Source organism: Streptomyces sp. NPDC038213 (assembly GCF_055600495.1).
Window position 1 is genome coordinate 82,344 of sequence record NZ_JBVJYM010000011.1, and the last position, 24,352, is coordinate 106,695.

Annotated in this window: 19 protein-coding genes and 1 pseudogene; 9 read left to right on the forward strand and 11 right to left on the reverse strand. The window is 75.1% G+C overall.

Annotation, left to right across the window (positions count from 1 at the left end; all coding sequences use genetic code 11):
• Positions 1–67: 67 nt before the first annotated feature.
• Positions 68–1,516, reverse strand: coding sequence for a D-alanyl-D-alanine carboxypeptidase/D-alanyl-D-alanine endopeptidase (gene dacB, locus ACZ7JZ_RS18075; RefSeq protein ID WP_470939970.1), 1,449 nt, complete (start codon positions 1,514–1,516; stop codon positions 68–70).
• Between the two features lie 146 nt (positions 1,517–1,662).
• On the opposite strand from dacB, the gene ACZ7JZ_RS18080 reads away from it, so the two are divergent.
• Entirely contained in the window at positions 1,663–2,154 is a 492-nt protein-coding gene (locus tag ACZ7JZ_RS18080; protein WP_470940261.1) for an inorganic diphosphatase, read from the forward strand.
• A 175-nt stretch (positions 2,155–2,329) separates the two neighbouring features.
• The gene (locus ACZ7JZ_RS18085; RefSeq protein WP_470939972.1) at positions 2,330–4,000 is read left to right on the forward strand and encodes a threonine/serine exporter family protein; all 1,671 of its coding nucleotides are present in this window, start codon (positions 2,330–2,332) and stop codon (positions 3,998–4,000) included.
• Positions 4,001–4,111: 111 nt separating this feature from the next.
• On the opposite strand, the pseudogene ACZ7JZ_RS18090 reads toward ACZ7JZ_RS18085, so the two are convergent.
• Together ACZ7JZ_RS18090 and ACZ7JZ_RS18095 are read right to left on the reverse strand one after the other, a co-directional pair.
• A pseudogene (locus ACZ7JZ_RS18090) lies at positions 4,112–4,756 on the reverse strand (VTT domain-containing protein); the annotation flags it as partial.
• Positions 4,757–4,898: 142 nt separating this feature from the next.
• Positions 4,899–5,669 (reverse strand): MerR family transcriptional regulator, encoded by a 771-nt coding sequence (locus ACZ7JZ_RS18095; RefSeq protein ID WP_470939974.1) that lies wholly within the window; start codon positions 5,667–5,669, stop codon positions 4,899–4,901.
• A 151-nt stretch (positions 5,670–5,820) separates the two neighbouring features.
• On the opposite strand from ACZ7JZ_RS18095, the gene ACZ7JZ_RS18100 reads away from it, so the two are divergent.
• On the forward strand, positions 5,821–7,128 hold the full coding sequence (locus tag ACZ7JZ_RS18100; protein ID WP_470939976.1) for an ion channel protein: 1,308 nt from the start codon (positions 5,821–5,823) through the stop codon (positions 7,126–7,128).
• 14 nt (positions 7,129–7,142) lie between these two features.
• On the opposite strand, the gene ACZ7JZ_RS18105 is transcribed toward ACZ7JZ_RS18100, so the two are convergent.
• Both ACZ7JZ_RS18105 and ACZ7JZ_RS18110 read right to left on the reverse strand, forming a co-directional pair.
• On the reverse strand, positions 7,143–8,600 hold the full coding sequence (locus tag ACZ7JZ_RS18105; RefSeq protein ID WP_470939979.1) for an aldehyde dehydrogenase family protein: 1,458 nt from the start codon (positions 8,598–8,600) through the stop codon (positions 7,143–7,145).
• Positions 8,601–8,716: 116 nt separating this feature from the next.
• Positions 8,717–9,580, reverse strand: a complete 864-nt coding sequence (locus tag ACZ7JZ_RS18110; RefSeq protein WP_470939982.1) for a helix-turn-helix domain-containing protein — start codon at positions 9,578–9,580, stop codon at positions 8,717–8,719.
• Positions 9,581–9,921: 341 nt separating this feature from the next.
• On the opposite strand from ACZ7JZ_RS18110, the gene ACZ7JZ_RS18115 reads away from it, so the two are divergent.
• Positions 9,922–10,434 carry an ATP-binding protein gene (locus tag ACZ7JZ_RS18115; RefSeq protein ID WP_470939985.1) on the forward strand — a complete coding sequence of 171 codons (513 nt, stop codon included), beginning with the start codon at positions 9,922–9,924 and terminating at the stop codon, positions 10,432–10,434.
• 72 nt (positions 10,435–10,506) lie between these two features.
• Here ACZ7JZ_RS18115 and ACZ7JZ_RS18120 read toward each other — a convergent pair whose 3' ends face one another.
• Both ACZ7JZ_RS18120 and ACZ7JZ_RS18125 read right to left on the reverse strand, forming a co-directional pair.
• Positions 10,507–10,746 carry a DUF397 domain-containing protein gene (locus ACZ7JZ_RS18120; RefSeq protein WP_470939988.1) on the reverse strand — a complete coding sequence of 80 codons (240 nt, stop codon included), beginning with the start codon at positions 10,744–10,746 and terminating at the stop codon, positions 10,507–10,509.
• Between the two features lie 124 nt (positions 10,747–10,870).
• The gene (locus ACZ7JZ_RS18125) at positions 10,871–12,913 is read right to left on the reverse strand and encodes an FUSC family protein (protein WP_470939991.1); all 2,043 of its coding nucleotides are present in this window, start codon (positions 12,911–12,913) and stop codon (positions 10,871–10,873) included.
• A 130-nt stretch (positions 12,914–13,043) separates the two neighbouring features.
• Between ACZ7JZ_RS18125 and tatA the strand changes: the two genes are divergently transcribed.
• The 3 genes from tatA to ACZ7JZ_RS18140 all read left to right on the forward strand — a co-directional run bounded on the left by tatA (position 13,044) and on the right by ACZ7JZ_RS18140 (position 16,553).
• The gene (gene tatA, locus ACZ7JZ_RS18130) at positions 13,044–13,211 is read left to right on the forward strand and encodes a Sec-independent protein translocase subunit TatA (RefSeq protein WP_470939994.1); all 168 of its coding nucleotides are present in this window, start codon (positions 13,044–13,046) and stop codon (positions 13,209–13,211) included.
• A 162-nt stretch (positions 13,212–13,373) separates the two neighbouring features.
• Positions 13,374–14,630, forward strand: coding sequence for a DUF2786 domain-containing protein (locus ACZ7JZ_RS18135; RefSeq protein ID WP_470939997.1), 1,257 nt, complete (start codon positions 13,374–13,376; stop codon positions 14,628–14,630).
• Between the two features lie 117 nt (positions 14,631–14,747).
• Complete coding sequence (locus ACZ7JZ_RS18140) at positions 14,748–16,553, forward strand: bifunctional 3'-5' exonuclease/DNA polymerase (protein ID WP_470940000.1); 1,806 nt, start codon at positions 14,748–14,750, stop codon at positions 16,551–16,553.
• A gap of 167 nt (positions 16,554–16,720) precedes the next feature.
• Here ACZ7JZ_RS18140 and ACZ7JZ_RS18145 read toward each other — a convergent pair whose 3' ends face one another.
• Positions 16,721–17,998, reverse strand: coding sequence for a hypothetical protein (locus ACZ7JZ_RS18145; protein WP_470940003.1), 1,278 nt, complete (start codon positions 17,996–17,998; stop codon positions 16,721–16,723).
• Positions 17,999–18,102: 104 nt separating this feature from the next.
• Positions 18,103–18,612 carry a SigE family RNA polymerase sigma factor gene (locus ACZ7JZ_RS18150; protein ID WP_470940006.1) on the reverse strand — a complete coding sequence of 170 codons (510 nt, stop codon included), beginning with the start codon at positions 18,610–18,612 and terminating at the stop codon, positions 18,103–18,105.
• Between the two features lie 340 nt (positions 18,613–18,952).
• Between ACZ7JZ_RS18150 and ACZ7JZ_RS18155 the strand changes: the two genes are divergently transcribed.
• Complete coding sequence (locus ACZ7JZ_RS18155; RefSeq protein ID WP_470940009.1) at positions 18,953–20,356, forward strand: IS701 family transposase; 1,404 nt, start codon at positions 18,953–18,955, stop codon at positions 20,354–20,356.
• Here the strand turns inward: ACZ7JZ_RS18155 and ACZ7JZ_RS18160 are convergent.
• The gene (locus ACZ7JZ_RS18160; protein WP_470940012.1) at positions 20,332–22,647 is read right to left on the reverse strand and encodes a helix-turn-helix domain-containing protein; all 2,316 of its coding nucleotides are present in this window, start codon (positions 22,645–22,647) and stop codon (positions 20,332–20,334) included. The two genes, ACZ7JZ_RS18155 and ACZ7JZ_RS18160, sit on opposite strands and share 25 nt — an antisense overlap.
• A 245-nt stretch (positions 22,648–22,892) precedes the next feature.
• On the opposite strand from ACZ7JZ_RS18160, the gene ACZ7JZ_RS18165 reads away from it, so the two are divergent.
• Positions 22,893–23,606: a 50S ribosomal protein L11 methyltransferase gene (locus ACZ7JZ_RS18165; RefSeq protein WP_470940015.1), complete on the forward strand. Its 714-nt coding sequence runs from the start codon at positions 22,893–22,895 to the stop codon at positions 23,604–23,606.
• Positions 23,607–23,740: 134 nt separating this feature from the next.
• Here ACZ7JZ_RS18165 and ACZ7JZ_RS18170 read toward each other — a convergent pair whose 3' ends face one another.
• Positions 23,741–24,172 carry a GNAT family N-acetyltransferase gene (locus tag ACZ7JZ_RS18170; RefSeq protein ID WP_470940018.1) on the reverse strand — a complete coding sequence of 144 codons (432 nt, stop codon included), beginning with the start codon at positions 24,170–24,172 and terminating at the stop codon, positions 23,741–23,743.
• Positions 24,173–24,352 lie beyond the last annotated feature (180 nt).

The following is a 24,352-nucleotide window of genomic DNA, read 5'->3' on the forward strand; positions in this document are numbered from 1 at the left end:
GGCCTTTTCGGCCCGCCCCGCGGGCGGGTCCGCGGGGCGGGGCGGGCCCGGCGCCGCGGCGGGCGGGTCAGCCCGAGGCGGCGAGGGCCCCGGCGAGCCGGTCCAGGGCGGCCCTGGCGGCGTCACGGGCGGGGGTGTCCGAGGCGAGGAAGGCGAAGGCGAGGAGCCGCCCGGAGGGGCCGACGGCGGTACCGGCGAGGGAGTCGACTCCCTGGAGGGTGCCGGTCTTGGCGCGGACCAGGCCGGGGGCCGCGCCCGTGTCCCCGTAGCGGCCGCTGAGGGTGCCCGTGAACCCGGCGACGGGCAGGCCGGTGAGGACCGGGCGCAGGGCGGGCCGGGCGGGGTCGGCGGCGCGGACGAGGAGGGCGGTGAGCAGCTCGGCGGTGACGCGGTCGGCGCGGTCGAGGCCGCTGCCGTCGGCGAAGCGGGCGCCTGCGAGGGGGACCCCGAGCGCGCGGAGCCGGTCGGCGACGGCCTGCCCGGCGCCGGCGAAGCTGGCGGGGCGGCCGGAGGCGAGGGCGGTCTGGCGGGCCAGGGCCTCGGCGATGTCGTTGTCGCTGTGGGTCAGCATCCGCTCGGCGAGGACGGCGAGGGGGGCGGAGCGGACGGTGGCGAGGGCGGGCCCGGGGGCGGCCTTGCGGGCGCGGGGGGCGCCGGTGACCTCGATGCCGTGTGCGCGCAGGGCGCGGGCGAAGGCGCGGGCGGCGTCGGCGGCCGGGTCGTCGCTGCGCTCGGCGGTGCCGGAGGCGGAGGAGTCGAGGCGTCCCTGGTCGGCCATGAGGGCGCTGACGGGGGCGAGGTTCTCGTTCTTGCCGAGGGGGTGGAGGGCGGGGCCGGTGTAGAGGGTGGCGTCGTAGCCGAGGGCGACCCGGGTGGCGCCGCGGGCCTTGAGGGCCTCGGCCGTCCCGGCGGCCAGGGCGGGCAGCGCGGCGCCGTCGGTGCGGCCGGGGCGGGCGGTGAGGGCGGGGTCGCCGCCGCCGACGAGGACGAGGCCCCGGCCGTCGGGGTCGGCGACGGTCCGGGTCTCGATGCGGTGCTCGGGTCCGAGGGCGGACAGGGCGGCGGCCGCGGTCGCGATCTTGACGGTGGAGGCGGGGGTCACCGGGCGGCGGGGCCCGGCGGCGTAGAGCACGCGCCCGGTCGCTGCGTCCACGACGGAGACGGCCGGGGCGGGCCCCAGGGCCGGGTCGGCGAGCAGCGGCCGCAGGGCGGCCGCCAGGGCCTGCGCGGCGGCCGGGGAGGCTGCGGGCGGGCTGCCGGGGGCGGTCAGTGCGGGGAGTACGGCGGGGGCGGCGGGGGCCGCGGGGACCCCGTCCAGGCCGGTGCGGCCGCCGCTGCCGGCGGCCTTCGCGCCGTGATCTGCGCCACCCGTACGGCCCTGGGAGGCGGCCCAGTGCCGCTCGGCCTTACGCTGGCCGGAGTCCCAGGGCCCGGCCAGGGCCACCGCCCCGGCCGAGAGGACCAGTCCGGCCGCCGCCGAACCGGCGGCGAGCTGCCACGTCCTCACCAATGGCACCTCGGACCAGCCCCTTTCGCGATCACGGTATTGCGTGAGGGACACTTAACCACTGCGTCTTGCCGCGAGCATGGCACCCCACCCGGCAGGGCTGGGCCGGACGCGCTATCACTCGAAGCATGAAGCTGGACACGGAGGAGCAGGACGTGGAGTTCGACGTCACCATCGAGATCCCCAAGGGTTCGCGGAACAAGTACGAGGTGGACCACGAGACCGGCCGGATCCGCCTGGACCGTCGCCTGTTCACCTCCACCAGCTACCCGACGGACTACGGCTTCGTCGAGAACACCCTGGGCGAGGACGGCGACCCGCTGGACGCGCTGGTCATCCTGGACGAGCCGACCTTCCCCGGCTGCCTGATCAAGTGCCGCGCGATCGGCATGTTCCGCATGACCGACGAGGCGGGCGGCGACGACAAGCTGCTGTGCGTGCCGGCTTCGGACCCGCGCGTGGAGCACCTGCGCGACATCCACCACATCTCCGAGTTCGACCGCCTGGAGATCCAGCACTTCTTCGAGGTCTACAAGGACCTGGAGCCGGGCAAGTCGGTCGAGGGCGCGGACTGGGTCGGCCGCATCGAGGCCGAGGCCGAGATCGAGCGCTCCTTCAAGCGGCTGCAGGAGCAGGGCGGCCACTGAGCCCCCGCGCTCCGGCGCACTGCTGTTCCGCTTCGACGGGCGGCACCCCCCGGGGTGCCGCCCGTCGGCGTGTCCGGACCCCTCCCCCGGCCCTTCCCGGGTGGCCCTCCCGGGTACCCCTGGGAGGAAACGGTTCCGCATACTGGATCAAGAGCCCGGACGGTTGGAGTGCTGCGTGGCGGAGTCCGAGGGGACAGAGGGCGGCGACCTCAGGAAGCCCGTGTCCGACGAGGCGCGGAGCGCCTTCGCGCCGCCGCCGGGGGTGACCGCCTCGGGGCCGCCGGAGGACGAGCAGCCGACGTCGGAGTTCGTCGTCCCGCCGGGTCTGGCGGCAGCCGTGGCGGCCGAGCCCGAGGGGTCCGCCTTCACCCAGCCCGAGGGTTCCGCCTTCGACCGGCCGAGCACGTACTCCGCCCAGAACTCGCCGGCCGTCCACACCTCCCCCCAGGGCTTCCCGATCACCCGGCTGAAGGACTCGCCCTGGCAGGACCGGATGCGCACGATGCTCCGGATGCCGGTCGGCGAGCGCCCCGTACCCGAGGCCGCGGCCAAGGCGGAGGACGAGGGTCCGCCGGTCGGGCGCGTACTCGACCTGACCCTGCGCATCGGCGAGCTGCTGCTCGCGGGCGGCGAGGGCTCCGAGGACGTCGAGGCGGCGATGTTCGCCGTCGCCCGCTCGTACGGGCTGGACCGCTGCGAGCCGACGGTCACCTTCACCATGCTGTCCATCACGCACCAGCGGTCCCTGATCGCGGACCCGGTCACGGCCTCCCGCACGGTGCGCCGCCGCGGCACCGACTACACGCGCCTGGCGGCCGTGTACCGGCTGGTGGCGGACCTGAGCGCGCCGGACGCCGAGATCACCCTGGAGGACGCGTACCGGCGCCTCGCGGAGATCCGCCGCAACCGGCACCCGTACCCGACCTGGGTGCTGACCGCCGCCTCCGGACTGCTGGCGGGGGCCGCCTCGACCCTGGTCGGCGGGCAGGTGCTGGTGTTCTTCGCGGCGGCGCTGGGGGCGGTGCTGGGCGACCGGCTGGCCTGGCTGGCGGCCGGGCGCGGGCTGCCGGAGTTCTACCAGTTCGTGGTGGCGGCGATGCCGCCGGCGGCGATCGGCGTGACCCTGTCGCTGATGCACGCGGACGTCCGGGCCTCCGCGGTGATCACCGGCGGGCTGTTCGCCCTGCTGCCCGGACGGGCCCTGGTCGCGGCCGTGCAGGACGGGCTGACCGGCTACTACATCACCGCCGCCGCCCGGCTTCTGGAGGTCATGTACCTCTTCATCGGGATCATCATCGGCGTGCTGGTGGTGCTCTACCTGGGGCTCCAGCTCGGTCCGGCGCTGGACCCGGAGACCGTCCTGAAGATCACCGAGCGGCCGGTGGTGCAGATCGCGGCCTCGATGGTGCTGGTGGCCACCTTCGCGGTACTGCTCCAGCAGGAGCGCTCGACGGTGCTGATCGTGACCCTGAACGGCGCGGTGGCCTGGTGCATCTTCGGGGCGATGCACTACGCGGGCGGGATCCCGCCGGTACCCGCGACGGCCGTGGCGGCGGGGGTGGTGGGTCTGTTCGGGCAGCTCTTCTCGCGCTACCTGCACCATTCGGCACTGCCGTACGTGACGGCGGCCATCGGCCCGCTGCTGCCCGGTTCGGCCACGTACTACGGGCTGCTGTCGATCGCGGAGAACCAGCTGACCAAGGGCCTGGGCTCGCTCATCAACGCGGCGGCCCTGGCCCTGGCCCTGGCGATCGGCGTGAACCTCGGATCCGAGGTCTCGCGGCTCTTCCTGCGCACCCCGGGGGCGTCCAAGCGCCGCGCGGCCAAGCGGACGCGCGGCTACTGACGGACGGCCCCGGCGGGCCGCTGCGGACGGCCGCTGCGGACGGGCAGCGGCCGCGCGGGGTCAGCGCTTGGCGTGCCGCCCGCGCTGGACCGGGGCGGGCCCCGAGCCGTCCGCCGGCGCCTGCGCGGCGGCCTGGCGGGACTCCTTGCGGGCCTTGAGCACCTCGATGACCACGGGGATCACGGAGACGAGCACGATGCCGACGAGGATCGGCTCGATGTTGTTCTTGATGAAGGAGATCTGGCCGAGCCAGTAGCCCGCGACGGTGACGCCCGCGCCCCAGCTGATGCCGCCGATGATGTTGTACGTCAGGAAGGTCCGGTACTTCATCGAGCCGGCGCCCGCGACCATCGGCGCGAACGTGCGGATGATCGGTACGAAGCGGGCGAGCACGATGGCCTTCGGGCCGTGCTTGTCCATGAACTCGTGCGCCTTGTCGAGGTTCTCCTTCTTGAAGAGCTTCGAGTTCGGACGGTTGAACAGCTTCGGGCCGAAGTACTTGCCGATCATGTAGCCGACCTGGTCGCCGATGATGGCCGCGGCCACGATCAGCGTGCAGACCAGCCAGAGCGGCTGGGTGATGTACTTCCCGTCCGCGACCAGCAGGCCGGCGGTGAACAGCAGGGAGTCGCCCGGCAGGAAGGCGAAGAGCCCGGATTCGGCGAAGACGATCACCAGGATGCCGATCAGTCCGTACTCGGAGATCAGGTAGTCCGGTGAAAGCCACTCGGGGCCGAGCGCAAGCGTCGTGTACACGGGTTCCGGGCTCCTGGATGGGGTCGCGGCGGTGCATCTGGCAGGGGGATGTCCCCAATTATGAACGCACGGTACCCCCGTCCGGTTCCAGTCCCGGACGGGGGGCGCTTTTCCCTGCATTGACCGTCTTTTTGCCTGCGCCTTACGCTTCGGACGCCCCGCGCCGGTCGGCGTTGGCCTCGATCGCGTCCCGGAGGTACGCCGCCAGCCCCGGCCGCACCGCGTCGTACGTGGCCGTGAACCGCTCGTCCGCCACGTACATCTGGCCCAGGCAGCGCTGCATCTCGTACGAGCAGTCGTAGTGGTTGCGGCCGATCCAGCCGCGGTGCTCCTCGGCCAGGTCCATGGCCCGCTCCGAGTCCGCGGGCAGCCCCTGCTCCATGGCCTCGGCCAGGCCGCGGTTGACCGCCTCGCCCTCGGCGATGATCCGCTTCCAGTCCTCCTTCGTATAGGAGGCGCTGCGCCGGGCGGACTGCCGGTACGCGTCCGTGTCCCCCCAGCGCCGTTCGGCCTCCTCGGCGTACTGCTCGGGGTCGTGGTCCCCGAAGACCTCGAACTTCTCCCCGGGGGTGAGGTTGATGCCCATCCTGCTCGCCTCCATCGCTCGCTCCACTGCGGCGGCCATCTCCCGGAGCCTGGCGATCCGGCCCGTCAGCAGCCCGTGCTGCCTGCGCAGGTGCGCGACGGGGTCGGTGCCCGGGTCGTCCAGGAGGACGGCCACCTCCTCCAGGGGGAAGCCGAGCTCCCGGTAGAACAGGATCTGCTGGAGCCGGTCGAGGTCGGCGTCCTCGTAGCGGCGGTGGCCGGCGGGGCTGCGCCCGCTCGGGCCGAGCAGGCCGATCGCGTCGTAGTGGTGCAGCGTGCGCACCGTCACCCCGGCGAAACCGGCGACCTGTCCCACGGAGTAGCCCACTTCTTCCGCTCCCTTCGGTCGGTACGCGCTCCACTGTCGGACCTCACGCCGCGTGAGGTGCAAGCCCGGCGGGCCCGGTTCTGCGGGCAGGGGGCGCGGCGGCCGGGCATCCCGACGTGCCGCGTCCGTTTTGCCCCTTTATTTTGGGCCAATGACCGCACACGCCCGCACGCTGCTCCGGGTCTCCCTGCCCGCCCTGGCCGTCGGCGTGGGCTGCGGCCTGCTGCTGCTCGGCGTGAGCGAGCTCGCCGAGCTGCTGGAGGGGGTCCTCTGGGAGGACCTGCCGGACGCGGTGGGCCTGGGCCGGTACTCGGTGGCGTGGATGATGTGCGTGCTGACGGCCACCGGGGCAGCGGTGGGGCTGGTGGTGTGGAAGGTGCACGGGCACGCCGGGCCCGACCCCGCCACCACCGGGCTCGTCGACCCGCCGCTGCCGGCCGGGGTGGTGCCCGGCCTCCTGCTGGCCGCCGGCCTCGGGCTCGCGGGCGGGATCAGCCTGGGCCCGGAGAACCCGATCACGGCCGCGAACATCGCCCTGGCCTGGTGGCTGGGGCGCAAGCTGGTGCCCGGGGCCCCCGTGCAGCTGTGGGTGATGCTGGCGGCGGCGGGCACGGTCGGGGCCCTGTTCGGCACTCCGGTGGCGGCCGCGCTGGTGCTGACGGAGACGCTGACCGCGCAGGGCGGCGGGCAGCACCAGGGGCCGCTGTGGGACCGGCTGTTCGGCCCGCTGGTGGCGGCCGCGGCCGGAGCCCTGACCACCTCGCTGATCGCGCACCCCACCTTTCAGCTGCCGCTGCCGGCCTTCTCCTCGCCGGGCGCGGCAGACCTGCTGGCGGCCGTGGGGGTGGCCGCGGCCGCGGCGTTGGCGGGCCTGGCGGGCGTGTACGTCTTCCCGTACCTGCACGCCCTCTTCCACCGGCTGCGGCACCCCGTGCTGATGCTGACGGCGGGCGGGGCCGTCCTGGGCCTGCTGGGGGCCCTGGGCGGGCGCCTGACGCTCTTCAAGGGCGTGGACGAGATCGGGGAGCTGGCCGCCGACCCGGGCGCGTACGCGGGCGGGACGCTGCTGCTGATGGCGGGGGTGAAGCTGCTGGCGCTGGCCACGGCCTCGGCGGCCGGGTTCCGGGGCGGGCGGATCTTCCCCGCGGTGTTCGCCGGGACGGCGCTGGGCATGGCGGCGCACGCGCTGGTCCCGGGAGTGCACCTGACGGTCGGGGTGACCTGCGGGGTGCTGGGGATGCTGCTGGCGGTGACCCGGCAGGGCTGGCTGAGCCTGTTCACGGCCTCGGTGGTGGCCCCGTCGACGGCGCTGCTGCCGCTGCTGTGCCTGGCCACGCTGCCGGCCTGGCTGCTGGTCACGGGGCGGCCGCAGATGCAGCTGACCGCGGACGGGCGGCCGGTCCCGGCGGAGGGCGCGGCGGAGGCCCCCGCGGCGCCACCGCGGGCCGGGGCGGCGTAGGCAGTGCCCTCCGTCTAGAAGGGGAACTCCGTGCGGCCGTGCTGGACGGAGATCCACTTCTGGGTGGTGAAGGCCTCGACGGTCGCGTCCCCGTTGAGCCGGCCCAGCCCGGAGGCCTTCTCCCCGCCGAAGGCGGCGAGCGGCTCGTCCCCGATGGTGGAGTCGTTGACGTGCATCATCCCGGTCTCGACCCGCTGGGCGAAGCGGACCCCGCGCTCCACGTCCCGGGTGTGGACGGCGCCGCTGAGCCCGTACGGGGTGGCGTTGGCGAGCCGTACGCCGTCGTCCTCGCCGTCGAAGGGGACCAGGAGGGCCACCGGGCCGAAGATCTCCTGGCCGAGCAGGGGCGAGTCCTCGGGGAGGCCGGTCAGGACGGTCGGCTCGACCAGGTTCCCGCGGGTGGAGCCCCGGACCAGGGCGGTGGCCCCGTCGGCGACGGCGCGGTCGACCAGGGCGGTGAGCGCGTCGGCCTGGAAGGAGTTGATCAGGGGGCCGATCTGGGTGTCGTCCTCGCGGGGGTCGCCGGTCTTGAGGGCCTTCACCCGGGCGGTGAAGCGGGCCGTGAACTCCTCCGCGACCGAGCGGTCGACCAGGATCCGGTTGGCGGCCATGCAGACCTGGCCCTGGTAGACGAAGCGGCTGAAGACGGCGGCGGCCACGGCGTAGTCGAGGTCGGCGTCGTCGAGGACGACCAGGGCGCTGTTGCCGCTGAGCTCCAGCACGGTCCGCTTGAAGTGCCGGGCGGCGACGGCGCCGACGTGCCGGCCGACCCGGTCGGAGCCCGCGAAGGAGATCACCTTCGGGACGGGGTGGGTCAGGAGGGCGTCGCCGATCTCGGCGATGTCGGTGACGAGGACGTTCAGCAGGCCGGCGGGCAGCCCGGCGTCCTCGAAGAGCTTGGCGATGACCCCGCCGCCGGTGACCGGGGCGTTCTGGTTCGGCTTGATCACGACGGCGTTGCCGAGGGCGAGGGCGGGGGCCACGGACTTCAGGGTGACGAGGAAGGGGAAGTTGAAGGGGCTGATGACGGCCACGACCCCGACGGGCAGCCGCTGGACCCGGTTCTCCTTGCCCGGCACCAGCGAGGGGAGGATGCGGCCCTCGGGGCGGACGGCGAGCTGTACGGCCTCGCGCAGGAACTCCATCGCGAGGTGGACCTCGTACGCGGCCTTGGTGCGGGTGCCGCCGAGCTCGTCGATCATCGCGTCGACGATCTCGTCGGCCCGTTCGGCGGTCAGGGCGAGGACCTTCTCCAGGACCGCCCGTCTGGCGTACGGGCTGGTCTGCGCCCAGTCGCGCTGGGCCCGCTCGGCGGCGCGGTAGGCGAGGTCCACCTGCTCGGTGGTGGCGACGGTGATCGCGGCGAGCTTGTCGCCGTTGTACGGGTTGACGTCGATGATGTCCCACGAGCCGGTGCCGGCCAGCCATTCGCCGTCTATGTACTGGTGAGCCAGCTCGGTGAATATGGACATGCCATCCCTTACTGCGCGCGGCGCGCGCTCCGTTGCGCCCGCCTTACCCCGATGCCGCCTTAAGCCTTGCCGCATACCAGTCTGAGACCCTGATGCGGCGTCATCCTACGTGTGTTTCAGGACAGTTGGAGGAGACCGCGGAGAAGATCCCGGGTGGCCGAGGGGTCGGGGCAGTCCGCCTGGAGCCGCTCCATGGCCCGCTCGTACTGGGTGACCTCCTCGTCCTTGTCGAGGTAGAGGGCGCTGGTGAGCTGCTCCAGGTAGACGATGTCCTGGAGGTCGGACTCGGGGAAGCGCAGCAGGGTGAAGGCGCCGCTCTCCCCCGAGTGGCCGCCGAAGCTGAAGGGCATGACCTGGAGCCGGACGTTCGGCCGCTGGGAGAACTCGATCAGGTGTTCCAACTGCCCCCGCATGACGGCGCGGTCGCCGTAAGGGCGGCGCAGGGCCGCCTCGTCCAGCACGACGTGGAAGACCGGGGCGTTCTCGGCGACGAGCACCTTCTGGCGCTCCAGGCGCAGGGCGACCCGGCGGTCGACCTCGGCCGCGGAGGCGCCGGGCATCCCGCGGCTGACGACGGCGTGCGCGTAGGCCTCGGTCTGCAACAGCCCGTGCACGAACTGGACTTCGTACACGCGGATGAGGGAGGCGGCGCCCTCCAGGCCCACGTAGGTCTGGAACCAACCGGGGAGCACGTCCCCGTAACTGTGCCACCATCCGGCCGCGTTGGCCTCGCGCACGAGACCGAGGAGCGATTCGCGCTCGGCGCCGTCGGTGACTCCGTAGAGGGTCAGCAGATCCTCGACGTCTCTGGCCTTGAAGCTCACCCTTCCCAACTCCAAGCGGCTGATCTTCGATTCGGATGCGCGGATCGAGTAGCCGGCCGCTTCACGGGTGATCCCACGGGATTCACGCAGTCGCCTGAGCTGAGACCCCAGGAGGATGCGCCGCACCACGGAGCCGGTCGACTCGGTTGCGGTCACTTCTCCAACCCTCCCCATCGCGTGTGTGCGTCTGTCTGTGCCTGCCTGCGTGGGGCCCCCGTTGCCCCGGGTCCCGCAGTCTGCCACCAAAACGCATCGGCCCGTACTCGTTCTGTAACGGAATCGGGTCTGTCGGAAAAGAAGTCCGCAAGAGTACGTAGGAAGAAATGGGCTTGAACCATCATCGGAACGGACGGGTCGGGCGCGTGCACGTGCATCTGCCCTTGCATCTGCCCTACGCATTCGGAACCATGGTCCCGCGCAGCTGCGTGCAATCCGCGCATGTGCACAGGGCCCGCCCCGCAGTACCGCTCCGTCCGCGACTCCCGGGAGTGCCTCGCATGGGGACGAATGGATCGACCATGCTCGAGCCTTTACGGCAGGGGCTGCCCCCGGTCGACCCCACGGCTGTCTCCGGGTCCGCCTCCTGCGCCCTGCCCTCCCGGTTCGAGGCGGTCCGGGGCGCGCGCTCGTTCACCCGCTCGACCCTCGGCCAGTGGGGCCTCGACGACCGTTTCGACGATGTTTCCCTCGTGGTCTCCGAGCTGGTCACCAACGCGCTGCGGCACGCCCTCCCGGACGGCACCCGCGAGGGTGACCCCGAGTCCCCGGTCCGGCTGCACCTGATGCGGTGGAGCACCCGGCTGGTGTGCGCGGTGCGGGACCCCAGCGAGGACTGTCCGGCCGGCGGCGGGGAGCCGTTCTCCCCCGAGCGCACGGACGAGAACCTGGACCTGGAGTCGGGGCGGGGGCTCTTCCTCGTGGACTCCTACAGCGACAGCTGGGGCTGGCACCCGCTGGCGGGCCGGCTGACCGGCAAGGTGGTCTGGGCGCTCTTCCTGCTCCACGACTGAGCGGCGGGGCGCGGCGCGCAGGGCGCGCGGCAGGCAGCGGACAGACAGCAGGAGGGGTGGGGTCCGGACGGGTCAGGGCGCGATCAGGTGGTCGAACTCCCCGTCCTTGACCCCCAGCAGCAGGGCCTCGATCTCCGCCGGCGTGTAGACCAGGGCCGGCCCGTCCGGAAAGCGCGAGTTGCGCATCGCGACGTTGCCGCCGGGCAGTTTGGCGAACTCCACGCAGGAGCCCTGCGAGTTGCTGTGCCTGCTCTTCTGCCACATCACCCCGTCGAGTTCTGTGGCGGCCATGCCGTTGTACGCGTGGTCCACAGGAATCCCCCGTTGTGCAGATGTCAACTCCACCGGATCATAGCTGTGTTCATATGCGGCTGCATGGGCAGATGCACGTGCACGCGGGGTGTCCGAACGGTCACTCTGCCGGCCGCGCGCCCGCTCACCGCGCGAGCGCCGCCGACAGCGCCCGCAGGGCCTCGGCCAGCTGGGCGGCGCCCGCCGCGAAGTGCGGCGGACCGGGACAGGCGGCGAGGGCCCCGTCCACGGGGCCCCAGTCCGGGACCCGCTGCCCCCGGATGTCCCGCACGGCCCGCCCCACCGCGGCCTCCACCGCATCGGCGAGCCCCGCCGCCCCCGGCACCCCCGCATGCCCCCGCTCCGGCAGGTGGGCCTCCAGCAGCATCGCGTTGCGCCCCAGCAGGGCGAGGGCCTCCGCCGCCCCGTCGGCCGCGTCCCGCGACAGGCCGCGGTGGCGCACGGGCTCCCCCGCCGCCCGGCCGACCGCCTCCTGCCAGTCGGTCCGGGCCCGCCGCAGCGCGAGCAGCGCCTCACGGACGTCGGCCGGCCGCGCGCCCGCCGGATCGGCGTACTGGCGCAGCACCGCCGCCGCGTACCGGCTGGCGGCCGCCGTCCAGTCGGCGAGCCGGCTGCGCAGCCGCGGGGTCTCCCAGGCCGGGTAGAGCGCGTAGCCGACCATCGCCAGCAGGCCTCCGACGAGGGTGAGGGCGACCCGGTCGGGCACGGTCTGGTCCCAGCGCGTGCCGCCCATGCCGAGCAGGAAGACGACGTACGCGGAGACGAAGACCTGCGAGACGGCGTACCCGGTGCGCATCAGGACGTACATCAGGCCCGCGCTGACGACGGCGAGCACCCCGGAGAGGTACATGTCCGGCTGGAAGAGCTGCACGGCGGCGGTGGCGAAGGCGACGCCGACCAGGGTGCCGCCGAACCGGGCCACCGCCCGCTCGTACGTCTGCGAGAAGTCGGGCCGCATGACCATGACGGAGGCCATGGGGGCCCAGTAGCCGTGCCCGAAGGGGAGGGCGTGCCCGATGACGTACCCGGCGGAGGCCACCGCCGAGACGCGCACCGCGTGCCGGAAGACGGGCGAGGCCGGACGCAGCTCGGCGCGCATCGCCTTCAGGACCAGCGGGACGAGCCGGGGCAGGGTGGGCCGCAGCATGGCCTCGTCGGCGCTGGCCGGGCGGCCGGCCGAGTCGGGGGCGGCGGTGTCGGCCACGTCGCCGAGGAGGGCGGCGAGACGGGCGGCGGCCCGCCGGGGGGCGCCGGTGAGCAGGTCGGCGGTATCGGGCGCGCGCAGGACGGACAGTTCGGGGCCGGGCAGCCGTACGGGCTCCCCGTGCCGGATCGCGCGCGCGGCCGCGTCGAGCACGGCGGCGGCCGCCGCGAGCAGTTCGCGGACCCGGTCGCGGCCGGGGCCCTCCGGCGGGGCGCCGACGGCGGGGTCGGCGAGGGAGGCCAGCACGGGGCGGATCCGCTCGGCGAGCCCGCGGGCCCCGTGCAGTTCGGCCGGGCGGCGGCGGGCCTGGCGCGGGGTCACGGTCGCGGCCGCGCGGGCGGTCATCAGCGGCTGCGGGTCGAAGGGGGCCCGCGGGTCGTGGCGCAGCCGCCGGGCGTAGTCGGCCTCGGCGGCCAGGGCGTCGGCGAGCGCGTCGCGCTGGGCGCCCCAGCGGCGGATCGGGAAGAGGACGATCAGGAGGGCCTGCACCACGCCGCCCGCGGCGATCATCGCGGCGTGTCCGGCGGCCTGGGCCACGGAGGTCGGCAGGGTGACCGTGACCAGCACGATCGCGACGTTGCCGGAGGCGATGATCCCGGCGGTGGGGCCGGCCGCCCAGGCCAGTCCGGCGGCGAAGGCCCAGACGGCCAGCAGGAGGAGGAAGGCGGCCGTGTGCGAGGCGCCGACCAGGTAGCCGACGAAGGTGCTGGCGGCGAGGGTCGCCCCGGAGGCCAGGGCGAGGACGGGCCGGGGCCGCCAGCTGCGCTGGAAGGTGGCGATGGCGGCCTGGAAGGCGCCGAAGGCCGAGCTGGCGGCGGCGCCGGGGCCGAGCAGGGCGAGCCCGGCGGCGATGACGAGGGCGAGCCCGGCGGTGGCGCGGAGGGCGACGAGCGGCTCCAGGCGGGCCCGCTCGACCCTCACCCCCGCCCTGGCGGTCTCCTTCAGGGCCCGCAGCCAGCTCATGATCCCGAGGTTAGCCCGCCGCGCGTCCGCTTTCAGGTTTCAGGACTTCTTGAGATTTGTCCGATCCGGGCGGACGGGTGTTCGATGGGCTCCGGCAGCCGCCGACCGCCTACCGGAAGTGGGGATTCGCATGATCAGGAACGCCCTGGAGCCCTGGCACCTCGCCATCGTCCTCGTCGTCTGCCTGCTGGTCTTCGGATCGAAGCGGCTGCCGGACATGGCCAGGTCCGCGGGCAGGTCCCTGCGGATCCTGAAGGCGGAGACCCGGGCGCTGCGGGACGAGGACGGGAAGCCGTAGGGGCGGCGCGGGCCGGGGCCGCGTACGGGCGGGCGGGCTGGCTCGGTCGTACGGGCGTGCCGCACGTACGGAGGTCCCCGTCCACACCCTGTGGACGGGGTTCGGGGTCGGCGGCGGGCACCCGTACCCGGACGGCCCCCGGCGGCCTCCTACCCTGAAGGGATGCGCACCCTCGTCGACCAGGCCTTCGCGGCCGCCCTGTACTCCCAGGACGACACCGGGCTCGACACCGGTGCCTCCCTGCTCGCCGCCGACGGCGGCGCCTGGCCGCAGACCGGCGCGGAGCTGCTGCGGCGCGGCGAGGGGTTCGTACGGCAGGCCTGGGAGCGGGGCTGGCAGCCCGCGGACCTGGTCCGCCTCGTCCGCCGCGGGCTCGGCGACCGGCACCTGCGGATCGCCGCCGACCTGATCGCCGCCGAGGCCCGCCGTTTCCCGGCCCCCTCCCCCCGCTGGCGCGCCCAGTTGGAGGCCCTGCGGGCGGATGCGGGCGCGGGTGCGAAGGACGGGGAGGCCGGGGGCGGCGTCTGGTGGGGGCAGGACGACGAGCGGTACGCGGAAGGGCTCGCCCGCCGCGAGTCGGCGGACCGGTTCTCCCTGGCCACCGACCTGCTGGAGCTGCTGCGGCTGCTGGTCCGGCTGCCCTCGCTCGAACCGGTCGGCCCGGTCCCCGGCGACCCCCTCGCCGCGGCGGCGGGACTCGGCGGCGACCCCAGGACGCTCGGCCGGATCCGGGCCCTGCTCGCCAAGGCCGAGGCCACCCCGTACCCGGAGGAGGCGGAGGCGCTCAGCGCGAAGGCGCAGGAGCTGATGGCCCGCCACACCGTGGACGAGGCCCTGATCGCGGCGCGCGGCGGGGGCCGCGGGGCGGCGCAGCTGCCCGGCGCCTGCCGGATCGGGGTGGAGGCCCCGTACGAGGAGGCGAAGGCGGTGCTGCTGACCGCCGTGGCGGGGGCGAACCGCTGCCAGGCCGTGTGGAACAGCGCGTACGAGTTCTCGACGGTGGTCGGCTTCGAGGCGGACCTGGAGGCCGTCGAGCTGCTGTACACCTCGCTGCTCGTCCAGGGTACGGCGGCCATGACCCGGGCCGAGCACGCGCAGCGCATCGGCGGGCGCAAGCGGACCAAGACCTTCCGGCAGTCGTTCCTCCTCGCGTACGCCAGCCGGATCGGCCACCGGCTGGAGGAGACCGCCGCGCACGCGGCCGAGGAGGCCCGGGAAGCGGCCCGGGAGGCCGGGGAGGCCCTGCTCCCGGTGCTGGCCGCGCGCGACGTGGCGGTGAACTCGCGGACCGAGGAGCTCTTCCCCCAGACCACCACGACCCGGCTGCGCGGGGCCACCGACCTCGCGGGCTGGACCGACGGCACCACGGCCGCGGACCGCGCGAACGTCTCCGGCGAACAGCGGCGGCCGCTGCCCTGACCGGCCCGGCCCGGGGCGTTGCTGCGGGCCCGCCCCGACCGGTCCGGGCGGGCCCGCGGGGCGGGCCGGCGGCGCGGATCGCGGGCGTTGTCGGTGCCCGGTGCCACACTCGCACCCATGAGCGAGCGGTGGGCCCTCGGCGAGGACGGGGGCGAGGACGGGGCCGGGGCCGGAAGCGGGAGCGCAGGCACGGGCGGGGCCGGAGGCGGCGGGCGGGTGCGGACCGTGCCCCTCGGCGCCGACGGCCGCCCCTGCGGGCCCGTCCGCACCGCCCCCGACCTGCCCTCCGCCGTGGCCGCCGCCCCGCCCGGCACCCGCTGGGTCTGGCGCGCGACGCACGAGGTGTACCCCCGCCTGCTCGCCGCCGGGGTCCGCGTCGAGCGGTGCTACGACATCGAGGACGCCGAGCTGCTCCTGCTGGGGCACGAGGGCCGGTTCGGCGAGCCCCGGTCCGCGGCCGCGGCGCACGCCCGCCTGCGCGGGACGCCCGTACCGCCGGACCCGCCCGCCCGGTCCGCCGCCCCGGGCACCCAGTCCTCCCTCTTCGAACCGGTCGGCGCCCCGCTGCCCTTCGAGGCCCTGCTGGAGGTGTACGGGGACCAGCAGCGCCGGCACGCGGAGGCCGAGCACCCCGGCCGGATGCGGCTGCTGACGGCGGTCGAATCGGCGGGGATGCTGGTCGCCGCGGAGATGAACGGCGCCGGGCTGCCCTGGCGCGCCGACGTGCACCGCGCGGTCCTCACCGAACTGCTCGGGGAGCGGTACGGCGGGGGCGGCCAGCCCCGCCGCCTCGCCGAGCTCGCCGACGAGGTCTCGGCCGCCTTCGGCCGCCGGGTCCGCCCCGAACTGCCCGCGGAGGTGCTGAAGGCCTTCGCCGGGGCCGGGATCAGGCTGCGCTCCACCCGCAAATGGGAGCTCCAGGAGATCGACCACCCCGCGGTCGAACCCCTCCTCGCCTTCAAGAAGCTGTACCGCATCTACACCGCGCACGGCTGGTCCTGGCTCCAGGACTGGGTGCACGAGGGCCGGTTCCGGCCCGAGTACGTCCCCGGCGGGACGGTCACGGGCCGCTGGGTCACCAACGGCGGCGGCGCCCTCCAGATCCCCAAGGTCATCCGCCGGGCCGTCGTGGCCGACCCCGGCTGGCGGCTGGTCGTCGCCGACGCCGACCAGATGGAGCCGCGGGTACTGGCCGCGATCTCGCAGGACCCGGGGCTGATGGAGGTGGCCGGACGGCCCGGCGACCTCTACCAGGCCGTCTCCGACCGGGCCTTCTCCGGGGACCGCGAGGCCGCCAAGATCGCCGTACTCGGCGCGGTGTACGGGCAGACCTCCGGGGACGGCCTGAAGAACCTGGCCGCCCTGCGCAGACGCTTCCCCCGGGCCGTGGAGTACGTCGACGAGGCGGCCCGTGCGGGTGAGGAGGGCCGGCTCGTCCGCACCTGGCTCGGCCGCACCTGCCCGCCCCCGGTGACCGCGGGCGGCCCGGACGACTCCTTCGGGGACGGCGCGGGGGCCGTGGACGAGGACACCGGGCCGGGGACCCCCGGCGGGCGCGGCGGTCCGGGCGGGGGCCCCGGCGGCGGGGAGGACGCGCAGGACGACTGGACGCCCGGCTACGCCTCGGCCAACCACCGGGCCCGCGGCCGCTTCACCCGCAACTTCGTCGTCCAGGGCAGCGCGGCCGACTGGGCCCTGCTGCTGCTCGCCGCCCTGCGCCGGGCCCTCGTCCCGCTCCGCGCCGAGCTGGTGTTCTTCCAGCACGACGAGGTGATCGTGCACTGCCCGGCCGAGGAGGCCGAGCAGGTGACGGCGGCGATCCGCGCGTCCTCGGAGCTGGCCGGCCGGATCGCCTTCGGCGAGATCCCGGTCCGCTTCCCCTTCACCACGGCGGTGGTGGAGTGCTACGCGGACGCGAAATAGCTCCGGGGACGGGCGGGCCGGGGTGAGAGGGACAAGTGGGGACGAGCACGGCCGGGCACGGTGAGGCGCCGGTGCGCCCTGCCCGGCCGGTTCCGCAGGACCCCCGTCCCCGCGGGACCGGCCGGGCCCGCGCACCCGGTCGGCGCGCCCTGCCCGGCCGGCCCCGGTCAGCCCGCCTTCGTCAGCCGCGGGTCCGTGGCCACGGACTGGAGCTGCGCCATGGTCACCCCGGGCTGCGGCCGGGTCGCCGCGAGGTGCTGCGCCGGGGAGTTGAAGGCCGAGGCGATGATCCGTACGCCGTCGGGCCGCAGGGTGTCCACGGTCCACCAGACCACGCCCTCGCCGCCCTTCTCCCCCGGCTGCTGGGTGTGCTTGAGCTTCGTCCCGTCGGGCAGCACGGTCACGCCCCCGCCCGAGAAGAGTTCGCCCAGCCCCTCCCCGGCCGGCCACTGCTGGAGCTGGACCGTGACGTGGAACTGCCCCCTGCCGTCGTCCGCGACCACGAGCGCGGTCTCCCCGTCGCCCTGCTTGCGGACCACCGCGGCGGCCTTCGGCAGGTGGGACAGGAGGACGGCCAGGGCGGGCCGGTTCAGCGGCCGGGGCCGGTCCTCGTCCTTCTGCTGCGGCGCGGCGGGCAGGTCCCGCAGGGCCGGCAGCCAGGTCGGGGAGGTGGCCAGGGCCTTCAGCCCGGCCGGGGACAGCGGCGGATCGGTCCGGGAGACCGCGGCGCCCTTCTGCGCGGGCGCGTTCCACTCGCTCACGTCGACGACGTAGCCCTCCCGGGTCACGAGGGTGGCCCGCCAGTGCTTGGTCTCCTCGCGCTTGTCGGCGTACTCGTACCCGCGCACGACCAGCAGCCGCGAGCCCCCGGGAAGGCTCTCCTCGGTGCACGAGTCCGTCGGCACGTAGCTCGGGTCCGGACAGCCGGTCAGATCGTCCGCCTGGCCGCCCTTCGGGTCCAGCCGCCACAGGCCGAGGCTGAGCGCCGCCTTCCCCTTGCCGTCGTCGAAGACCCCGCTGACCATCGGGCCCAGCGGGTCCCCGGTGCCGCGGGCCTCCGTACCGGACAGCCCGCCGGCCGGCAGCTCCGCCTTCAGCAGCTCCACCATCCGCTCCGCGCTGACCTTCCCGGTGCCGGTACGGGGCTCCCCGCCGCCGGTCGGGGACGGGGACCCGGAGTCCCCGGGGGACCGGGACCCCGCCTCCGGGCCGGGCCCGGCCACGGCGGTCCGCTCCGCGCCGCCGCCGAGCAGCCCGGTGGCGTAGCCGCCGCCCGCGGTCACGGCCGCCAGGGCGAGTACGGTGCCGCCCACCGCGGCGGCCCGGCGGCGGCGCAGCATCCGGCGGCCGCGCTGCTCGCCGCCCTCGACCAGGGGGCGCCGGTCGGTCGCGAACGCGTCCCCGGTCTGCCGGAGCGCTGCACCGAGCTCGTCTTCGAAGGGCATGGTGAACCGGACCTTTCCACAGGGTGGGGCCCTGAGCGGGCGGGGTGTGGTGGGAGGGGAGTGCAGGGCGGTACTGCGCCGGGCGGGACGCCTCGCGGAGCGCCTCAGTGCGGGGCCAGTTCCGCCAGCGAGCCGCCGAGTTGGTCGCGGAGCCGGGACAGGGCCCGGGTGGAGCGGGTGCGGACGGCCGCCGAGCTGACGTTCATCGCGTCGGCGGTCTCCTCGATGCTGCGGTCCTCCCAGTAGCGCAGGACCACCACCGCCCGGTCCTTGGCGGGCAGTCCGGCCAGGGCGTCGAGCAGGGTCAGCCGCAGCGCCGGATCACCGCCGGGGACGGCCTGGGTGTCGGGCAGGGCCCCGGTGGGCCGCTCACCGGCCGACCGCCGCCTGCGGTGGCTGAGGAAGGCCCGGACCAGGACGGTCTGGGCGTACCCGGCCGGGTTCCCGATCCGCGAGGCCCGCCCCCAGACGACGTACATCCGCCCGAGGGTCTCCTGCACCAGGTCCTCGGCCAGGTGCGTGTCCCCGCCGGTCAGCAGGCAGGCCGAGCGGAACAGGTGGCCCGTTCGGGCGTCCGCGAACTCGCGGAAGGCCTCCCTGCGCGCCTGTCTCATGGATCCCCCTCTTGTGTCGTCCACCCCTTTGACGCTCCGGCCCGGCCGGGATGTTTCACCCCCGGCGGGGATTTCTGCGCGCCCGGGAGCACGGCCGGTCGGCCGCTGGGCCGCCGGTGGACCGCCAACGGACCTTCACTGGTGGCCGGGCCACCCCCTTACCGCCGGTCGCAGGTCCCCGCGGCCCACCGCGCCCCGGCCGGTGCGCACCGGGGGTGGCCGGGCCCCCGCGGACGGGCCCAGGAGGGTGGCCGGCGCACCTTCTCCCGCGGCCGCCCCCCGGGCGAACCTGGTCGGGGGGCGGCCGGTGGGGCGTACCCGGCACGGCAGGGGGGATCCGATGAACACGCCCGCGCTCCGCGACGGGGCACGCGCCGACAGGGCCTTCGGGGGCGGGGCCTTCGGGCCCGGGGTCCCGGGCGGCGGGGGCAGGCCCTTCGGGGAGGGCGACCCGGGCGAGGGGCTGTTCGGCTCGCTGGCCCGGCGCGACCAGCGGCTCAAGGGGGAGCAGTACCTGCGCGGCCTCCAGGTGGCCCGCGGCCGCAAGTCCATCCGGAACATCGCCTCGCACCTGGGCGATGCGGCCCTGGAGCAGAGCCTCCACCACTTCATCAGCAGCTCCACCTGGGACTGGATGCCCGTCCGCGCGGCGCTGGCCGCCCGCGCGGGCCGGCTCGTGCCCCCGCACGCCCTGGTGGTCCAGCCGATGGCCATCCCGAAGACCGGTGAGCGCTCGGTGGGCGTGGACCGCGCCGTCGACCCCCGGCTCGGGCACGTCTTCCGCGGGCAGCAGGCCTTCGGGGTGTGGCAGGCGGCGCCCGCGCTGAGCGTGCCCGTGCACTGGCGGCTGTACCTGCCGGACAGCTGGACCGAGGACGAACTGCGCCGCCGCCGCGCCGAGATCCCCGCCGACCACGGGGCCCAGACGCTGGAGGAGTGCGCGACCGAGGCCGCGATGGAGGCGCTCCGCTTCTCGTACGGGCCGCGCCGGCCGGTGGTGCTGGACCTGCCGGTGCACCGGGTGGGACCGGTGCTGCGGCGGTTCACGGCCGCCGGGGTGCCCGCGGTGGTGCGGGTCGGCGGGGAGGTGCGGTTCACCGTCGAGGACCCGTCCCTGCCGGGGTACGGGCGGGGGCCGCTGGCCGCCCGGCAGATCCTGTCCGCGGTCAAGGGGCTGCGGCGGCGGGCCGGCTGGAGCGATCCGGCCCTCCCCCACTCCCCGCGCACCTCGCTGGTGGCCTCGGTACGGGCGGGCCTGCCGGGGCCGGGAGCCGCGCCGGGAGCCGCCGCGGGATCCTCCTGCGGCTCCGGCGGTACGGGCGCGGCGGGCGGGAGCGGTACGGGTACGGGCCCGGGCGCCGCAGTGGCGGAGTGGCCGGCCTCGGGGGGCGGCCACTCCACCGGGTCCGCGCCCGGCCCGCTCCCCCTCCTGCTGTTCGGGGAGTGGACCGACCCGCAGGCCGAACCGGAGCACCTGTGGGTCACCAACTCCCCGCGGGTGCGCGCCGACACCCTGCTGCGGACCGCCCGGCTGGCCACCCGCGCGGCCCACGACCTGGCGCACGGCGGCGAGGCGGCCGGGCTGCGCGATTTCGAGGGCCGCTCGTACCGCGGCTGGCACCGGCACATCACCCTCGCCTCCGCCGCGCACGCCCTCACCGGCCTCGCCGCACTCACGGATTCCGCGGGTACCGGCCGGGCGGGCGACGGGCCCCGCCGCTACCCCTCGGCGCTGTCCGCCTGACGCGGGACCCGGCGGTGCGCGCCCCCGCCGTGCCGGTCCCGGAGCAGCTCGCGGGTGTGCAGCAGGCGCAGCGCGAGCTGGATCTCGAGGGCGCGGCCGGGCTCCTGCCAGTCCGGGCCGAGGAGTTCGGTGAGCCGCTCCAGCCGCCGGGACACGGTGTTGGGGTGCACGTGCAGGATCCCGGCGGCCCGCGTCGGGCTGGACTGGGAGGCGAAGTACGCCTCCAGGGTGCGCACCAGCTCGGCGTCCCGCTGGGCGTCGTACCGCAGCACGGGCCCGAAGGTGGACTCGATGTACCGGTCGACGTCGAGGTCGTCGGAGAGCAGCATCCCGAGGAAGCCGAGGTCGCCGGTGGCCGCCGCGGTGCCCTCGCCGCCGAGGGCGATCAGCGCCTCCAGCGAGCGCCGGGCCTCGTCGTGGACCTCCCGGACCTCCGCGAGGGCGCGGGCGGGCCCGGCGGATCCCACCGAGACGGGCCGGCGCAGCAGCGGGGACACCTCGCGGTGCGCCGCCCCCGCCGCGGCGGAGGGGTCGGCTCCGGGCAGGAGCAGCACGATGCAGCCGTCGTGCACGGTCTTCAGACCGGCCTTCCGGTGCGCGTACAGGGAGGCCCAGGCCACGGCCTGACCCTGCTCGGCCGCTTCGGGGCGGACCACGAGCACCGAGTGGGGGCGGCTGCCGTCGATGCCGAGGCGGCGGGCCCGGTCGGCGAGCCGCCGCGGGGAGCGGGTGCTGCCGACGAGCAGGTCGTCCAGGAGCTCGTCGCCCACGGGCCCGGAGGTGGCGGCGACGCCGCGCTGGAGCCTGAGGACCAGGGCCGCGGTCCGGCCGGCGTACCCGAGGAAGGCGGCCTCCTCCGGATCGAGGCGCGTACGGGCCCACAGGAGGAGTACGCCCAGCTCCTCGGTACCGGCACTGAGCGCAGTGGCCCACAGCCCGTCGGACCCCACGGCCACCGGAACCCGCGCGGCCAGCGCGGCCAGCGCGGCCCGTCCGACGGCCTCACCGTCGAGCTCCCCGAAGCCGGCGGGGTCACCGGTGGGAGCCGAATCCGGGAGGGGGTCCGCGCCCGGGAGGGACTCCGGCCGCTCGAACCCGAAGGGCGCGAGGGCGTCCATCGCCCCGGCGGGGGTCCGCTGCGTGGGAGCGGACGGCGGTGCCCAGCCGAACCCGCCCCCGGAGAAGGGGAATTCCCCGCCGTCACCCGCGAACTCGGCACACTCGCGCCGGAACCCGACCCCCCGGTTCGTCAACTCCCCCGCTCCGGAAGCCCCGGACGCACTGAACCCACCGGACGCACCGGCCCCGCCGGACGAGACGACCGCACCCCCGCCCCCCGCCTCCGCCAGCAGCCGCCCCGCCGCATCGTGGATCCGCACGCCGCCCCCGAGCGCGGCCCCCGCCACCGAGGCGACCTCCGCGAGGTCGGTGCCGTCCAGCAGCATGGCCGCCAACCGGTCCCGGGCCGCGGCCAGTTCGCGGCTGCGTCCGATGGCGGCCCGCTCCCGCGTGCTGCGCAGGGAGAGCTGCGCCAGTTCGGTCTTCGTACGCTCCATCAGCCGCGCCTTCTCCAGGGCGACGGCCGCCAGGTCGGCCAGCGAGCGCATCAGGCTGACCTCGTCCGGGGTGAAGTGGCGCAGTTTGCGGTCGGCCCCGTAGAGCGCGCCGACCGTGGTCGTGCCCTGGCACAGCGGTACGGCGAGGATCGCGCGCAGCCCCTCGGCCCGCACCACCTCGTCGATGCGCTCGGAGTGCGGGAACCCGGTGTCGTTGAGGTAGTCGGAGGTCCAGAAGGGCGCCCGCTTGTCCTGCGCGGTCTCGCCGAGCCCGCGGCCCGTGTCGATCTGGAGGCCGACGTTGAACATGGTCGTCTCGCCGTCGGAGGAGTGGACGTACGAGCCGCCGCCCGGCCGGCGCAGGCTGATGTACGCCATGTCGAAGCCGAGGAGCCGCCGCGCCCGTCCCGCGATCACCTGGAGCAGGCCGTCGAGGTCGTACGGGAAGGTCATGTCCCGGGCCGTCTCGACCAGCGCGGCCATCCCGGACTCGCGGCGCCGCCGCTGGTCGGCGGAGGCGTGCACGGTACGGGCGAGCTGGACCGCCCGCTCCAGTGCGGCGAGCCGCTCCGGGGCGGCGGCCGGGGTGCCGCTGCGCGCGGCGCGCAGCAGCTCGTCGAAGTGCTCCGGCGGGGCCTCCTGCGCGAGCAGGGTGAGGACGGTCAGCAGGTCGGCGTCGCCACCCTCGCCGCGGCCGTCCGCACCGCCCCCACCGGACGCCTCATGCCATATCACGTAAAGCCCTTCATCATATAGCAAAATTTGGGTCAAATCCGCCCAGGATCGTAAGATACCCCACCGGCAGGGTGGGCGGTTTGGGGGACTGCGGACGGGTGTGCTCCGGTCACCTCCGCGGCGCGCGACGGTGTCGTGAGCGCACCTTCCGGCCCGCCCCCTCCCCTCGGCACGATGGCGGGGGGACGCGCGCCCGGAACACGCCGGAACGCCGGGGGCAGTCCCCGACTCACGAAGAGGTGGGAATGACGGAGATCAGGAGCTACCGGCGCTCGCTGGAGCGCAGCCGCGCCGCGCGCACCCGCCCGGACCGCCCCGGCACCTTCGAGCTGCACGGGCGTACGTGGGACCTGCTGGACGACGTCTTCGCCCCGCCCTTCTCCCGCTCGACCTCGGTCGCGATGGAGCTGATGGGGCTGGCCGAGCCGCTGCGCCCACGGACCGGCTCCTTCCTGGAGATCGGCTCGGGAACCGGGGTGATCGCGGTCAGCGCCGCCCTGGCGGGCTGCGACCGGGTCACCGCCACGGACATCAACCCCCACGCCGTCACCAACACCGCGCTCAACGCCCGACGGCACGGGGTCGCGGGCCGGCTGCGCACCCTCACCGGCGACCTCTTCGACCGCCTCGCCCCCGAGGAGCTCTTCGACACCGTCTACTGGCACTCGAACTTCGTCCTGGCCCCCGCGGACCACCGCTACGAGCACGTCTACGACCGCGCCTACGTGGACCCCGGCTACCGGGCCCACGAGCGCTACCTCGCCCAGGCACCCGCCCGGCTCACCCCCGGCGGCCGCGCGCTGCTGCACTTCAGCGACCGCGGTGACCTCCCCCTCCTCCACGCCCTCGCAGCCCGGCACGGCCGCACCCTGCACCTGCGCGACAGCCGCCGAGTACCCGAACCGGAGGGCACAGAAACCGTCGAACACCTCCTCTTCGAACTCCACCCGACCCCCTAACCCCACACCCGCGCCCCTCCCCTACCTCCACCCCCACCCGAAAGCCCAACCCCCTGTGCCCACCCACCTCCCCCACCCCGCAGCCACCCCACCCCACGACTCAGGCTGGCACCGCACCCGCCCCAGCCGCCCCGCTACTCCCCGGCAAGCCCGTGGAAGTAGATCCGGAACTCCTCGACCGTGAACCCCTCGGACTCGTACAGCGCCTGCGCCACCCGGTTGTCGAACGCCGTCTCCAGCTGTACGCCGGCCACCCCGGCCTCCCGGGCCCGCTCCAGCACCCCCCGCAGCAGCGCCCGCCCGGCCCCGGTCCGCCGCCCCTCGGGAGCCACGTACAGATCGCTGAGCACCCACACCGGCTCCATCGCCAGCGAGGAGAACGTCCGGTACACCTGCGCCATCCCCACGGCCCGCCCGCCGTCCCCCTCGGCCACCAGCACCAGCGACTCGTCCCGCCGCATCCGCGCCTCGATGAACTCCCGCGGCTTCCCGGCATCCACGACGTCGACCTCGTAGAACTCCAGGTACCCCCGAAACAGCCCGACCACCTCATCCAGCCGCTCCACCCCGGCCACCTTCACCACAACACCCTCCCCATCCCGGCCCACCGGCCTCCGGCGGTCGGATCGGTCCGACCCGTGGTCACTATGGTGCTGGCTGCCGCCGCGGTGCCATCCGGTCCGCTCACGCTGCGCTCGCACACGGCGGCCCAGCACCTGAACCGGAAGGCCGCAGGTGGAATCCGG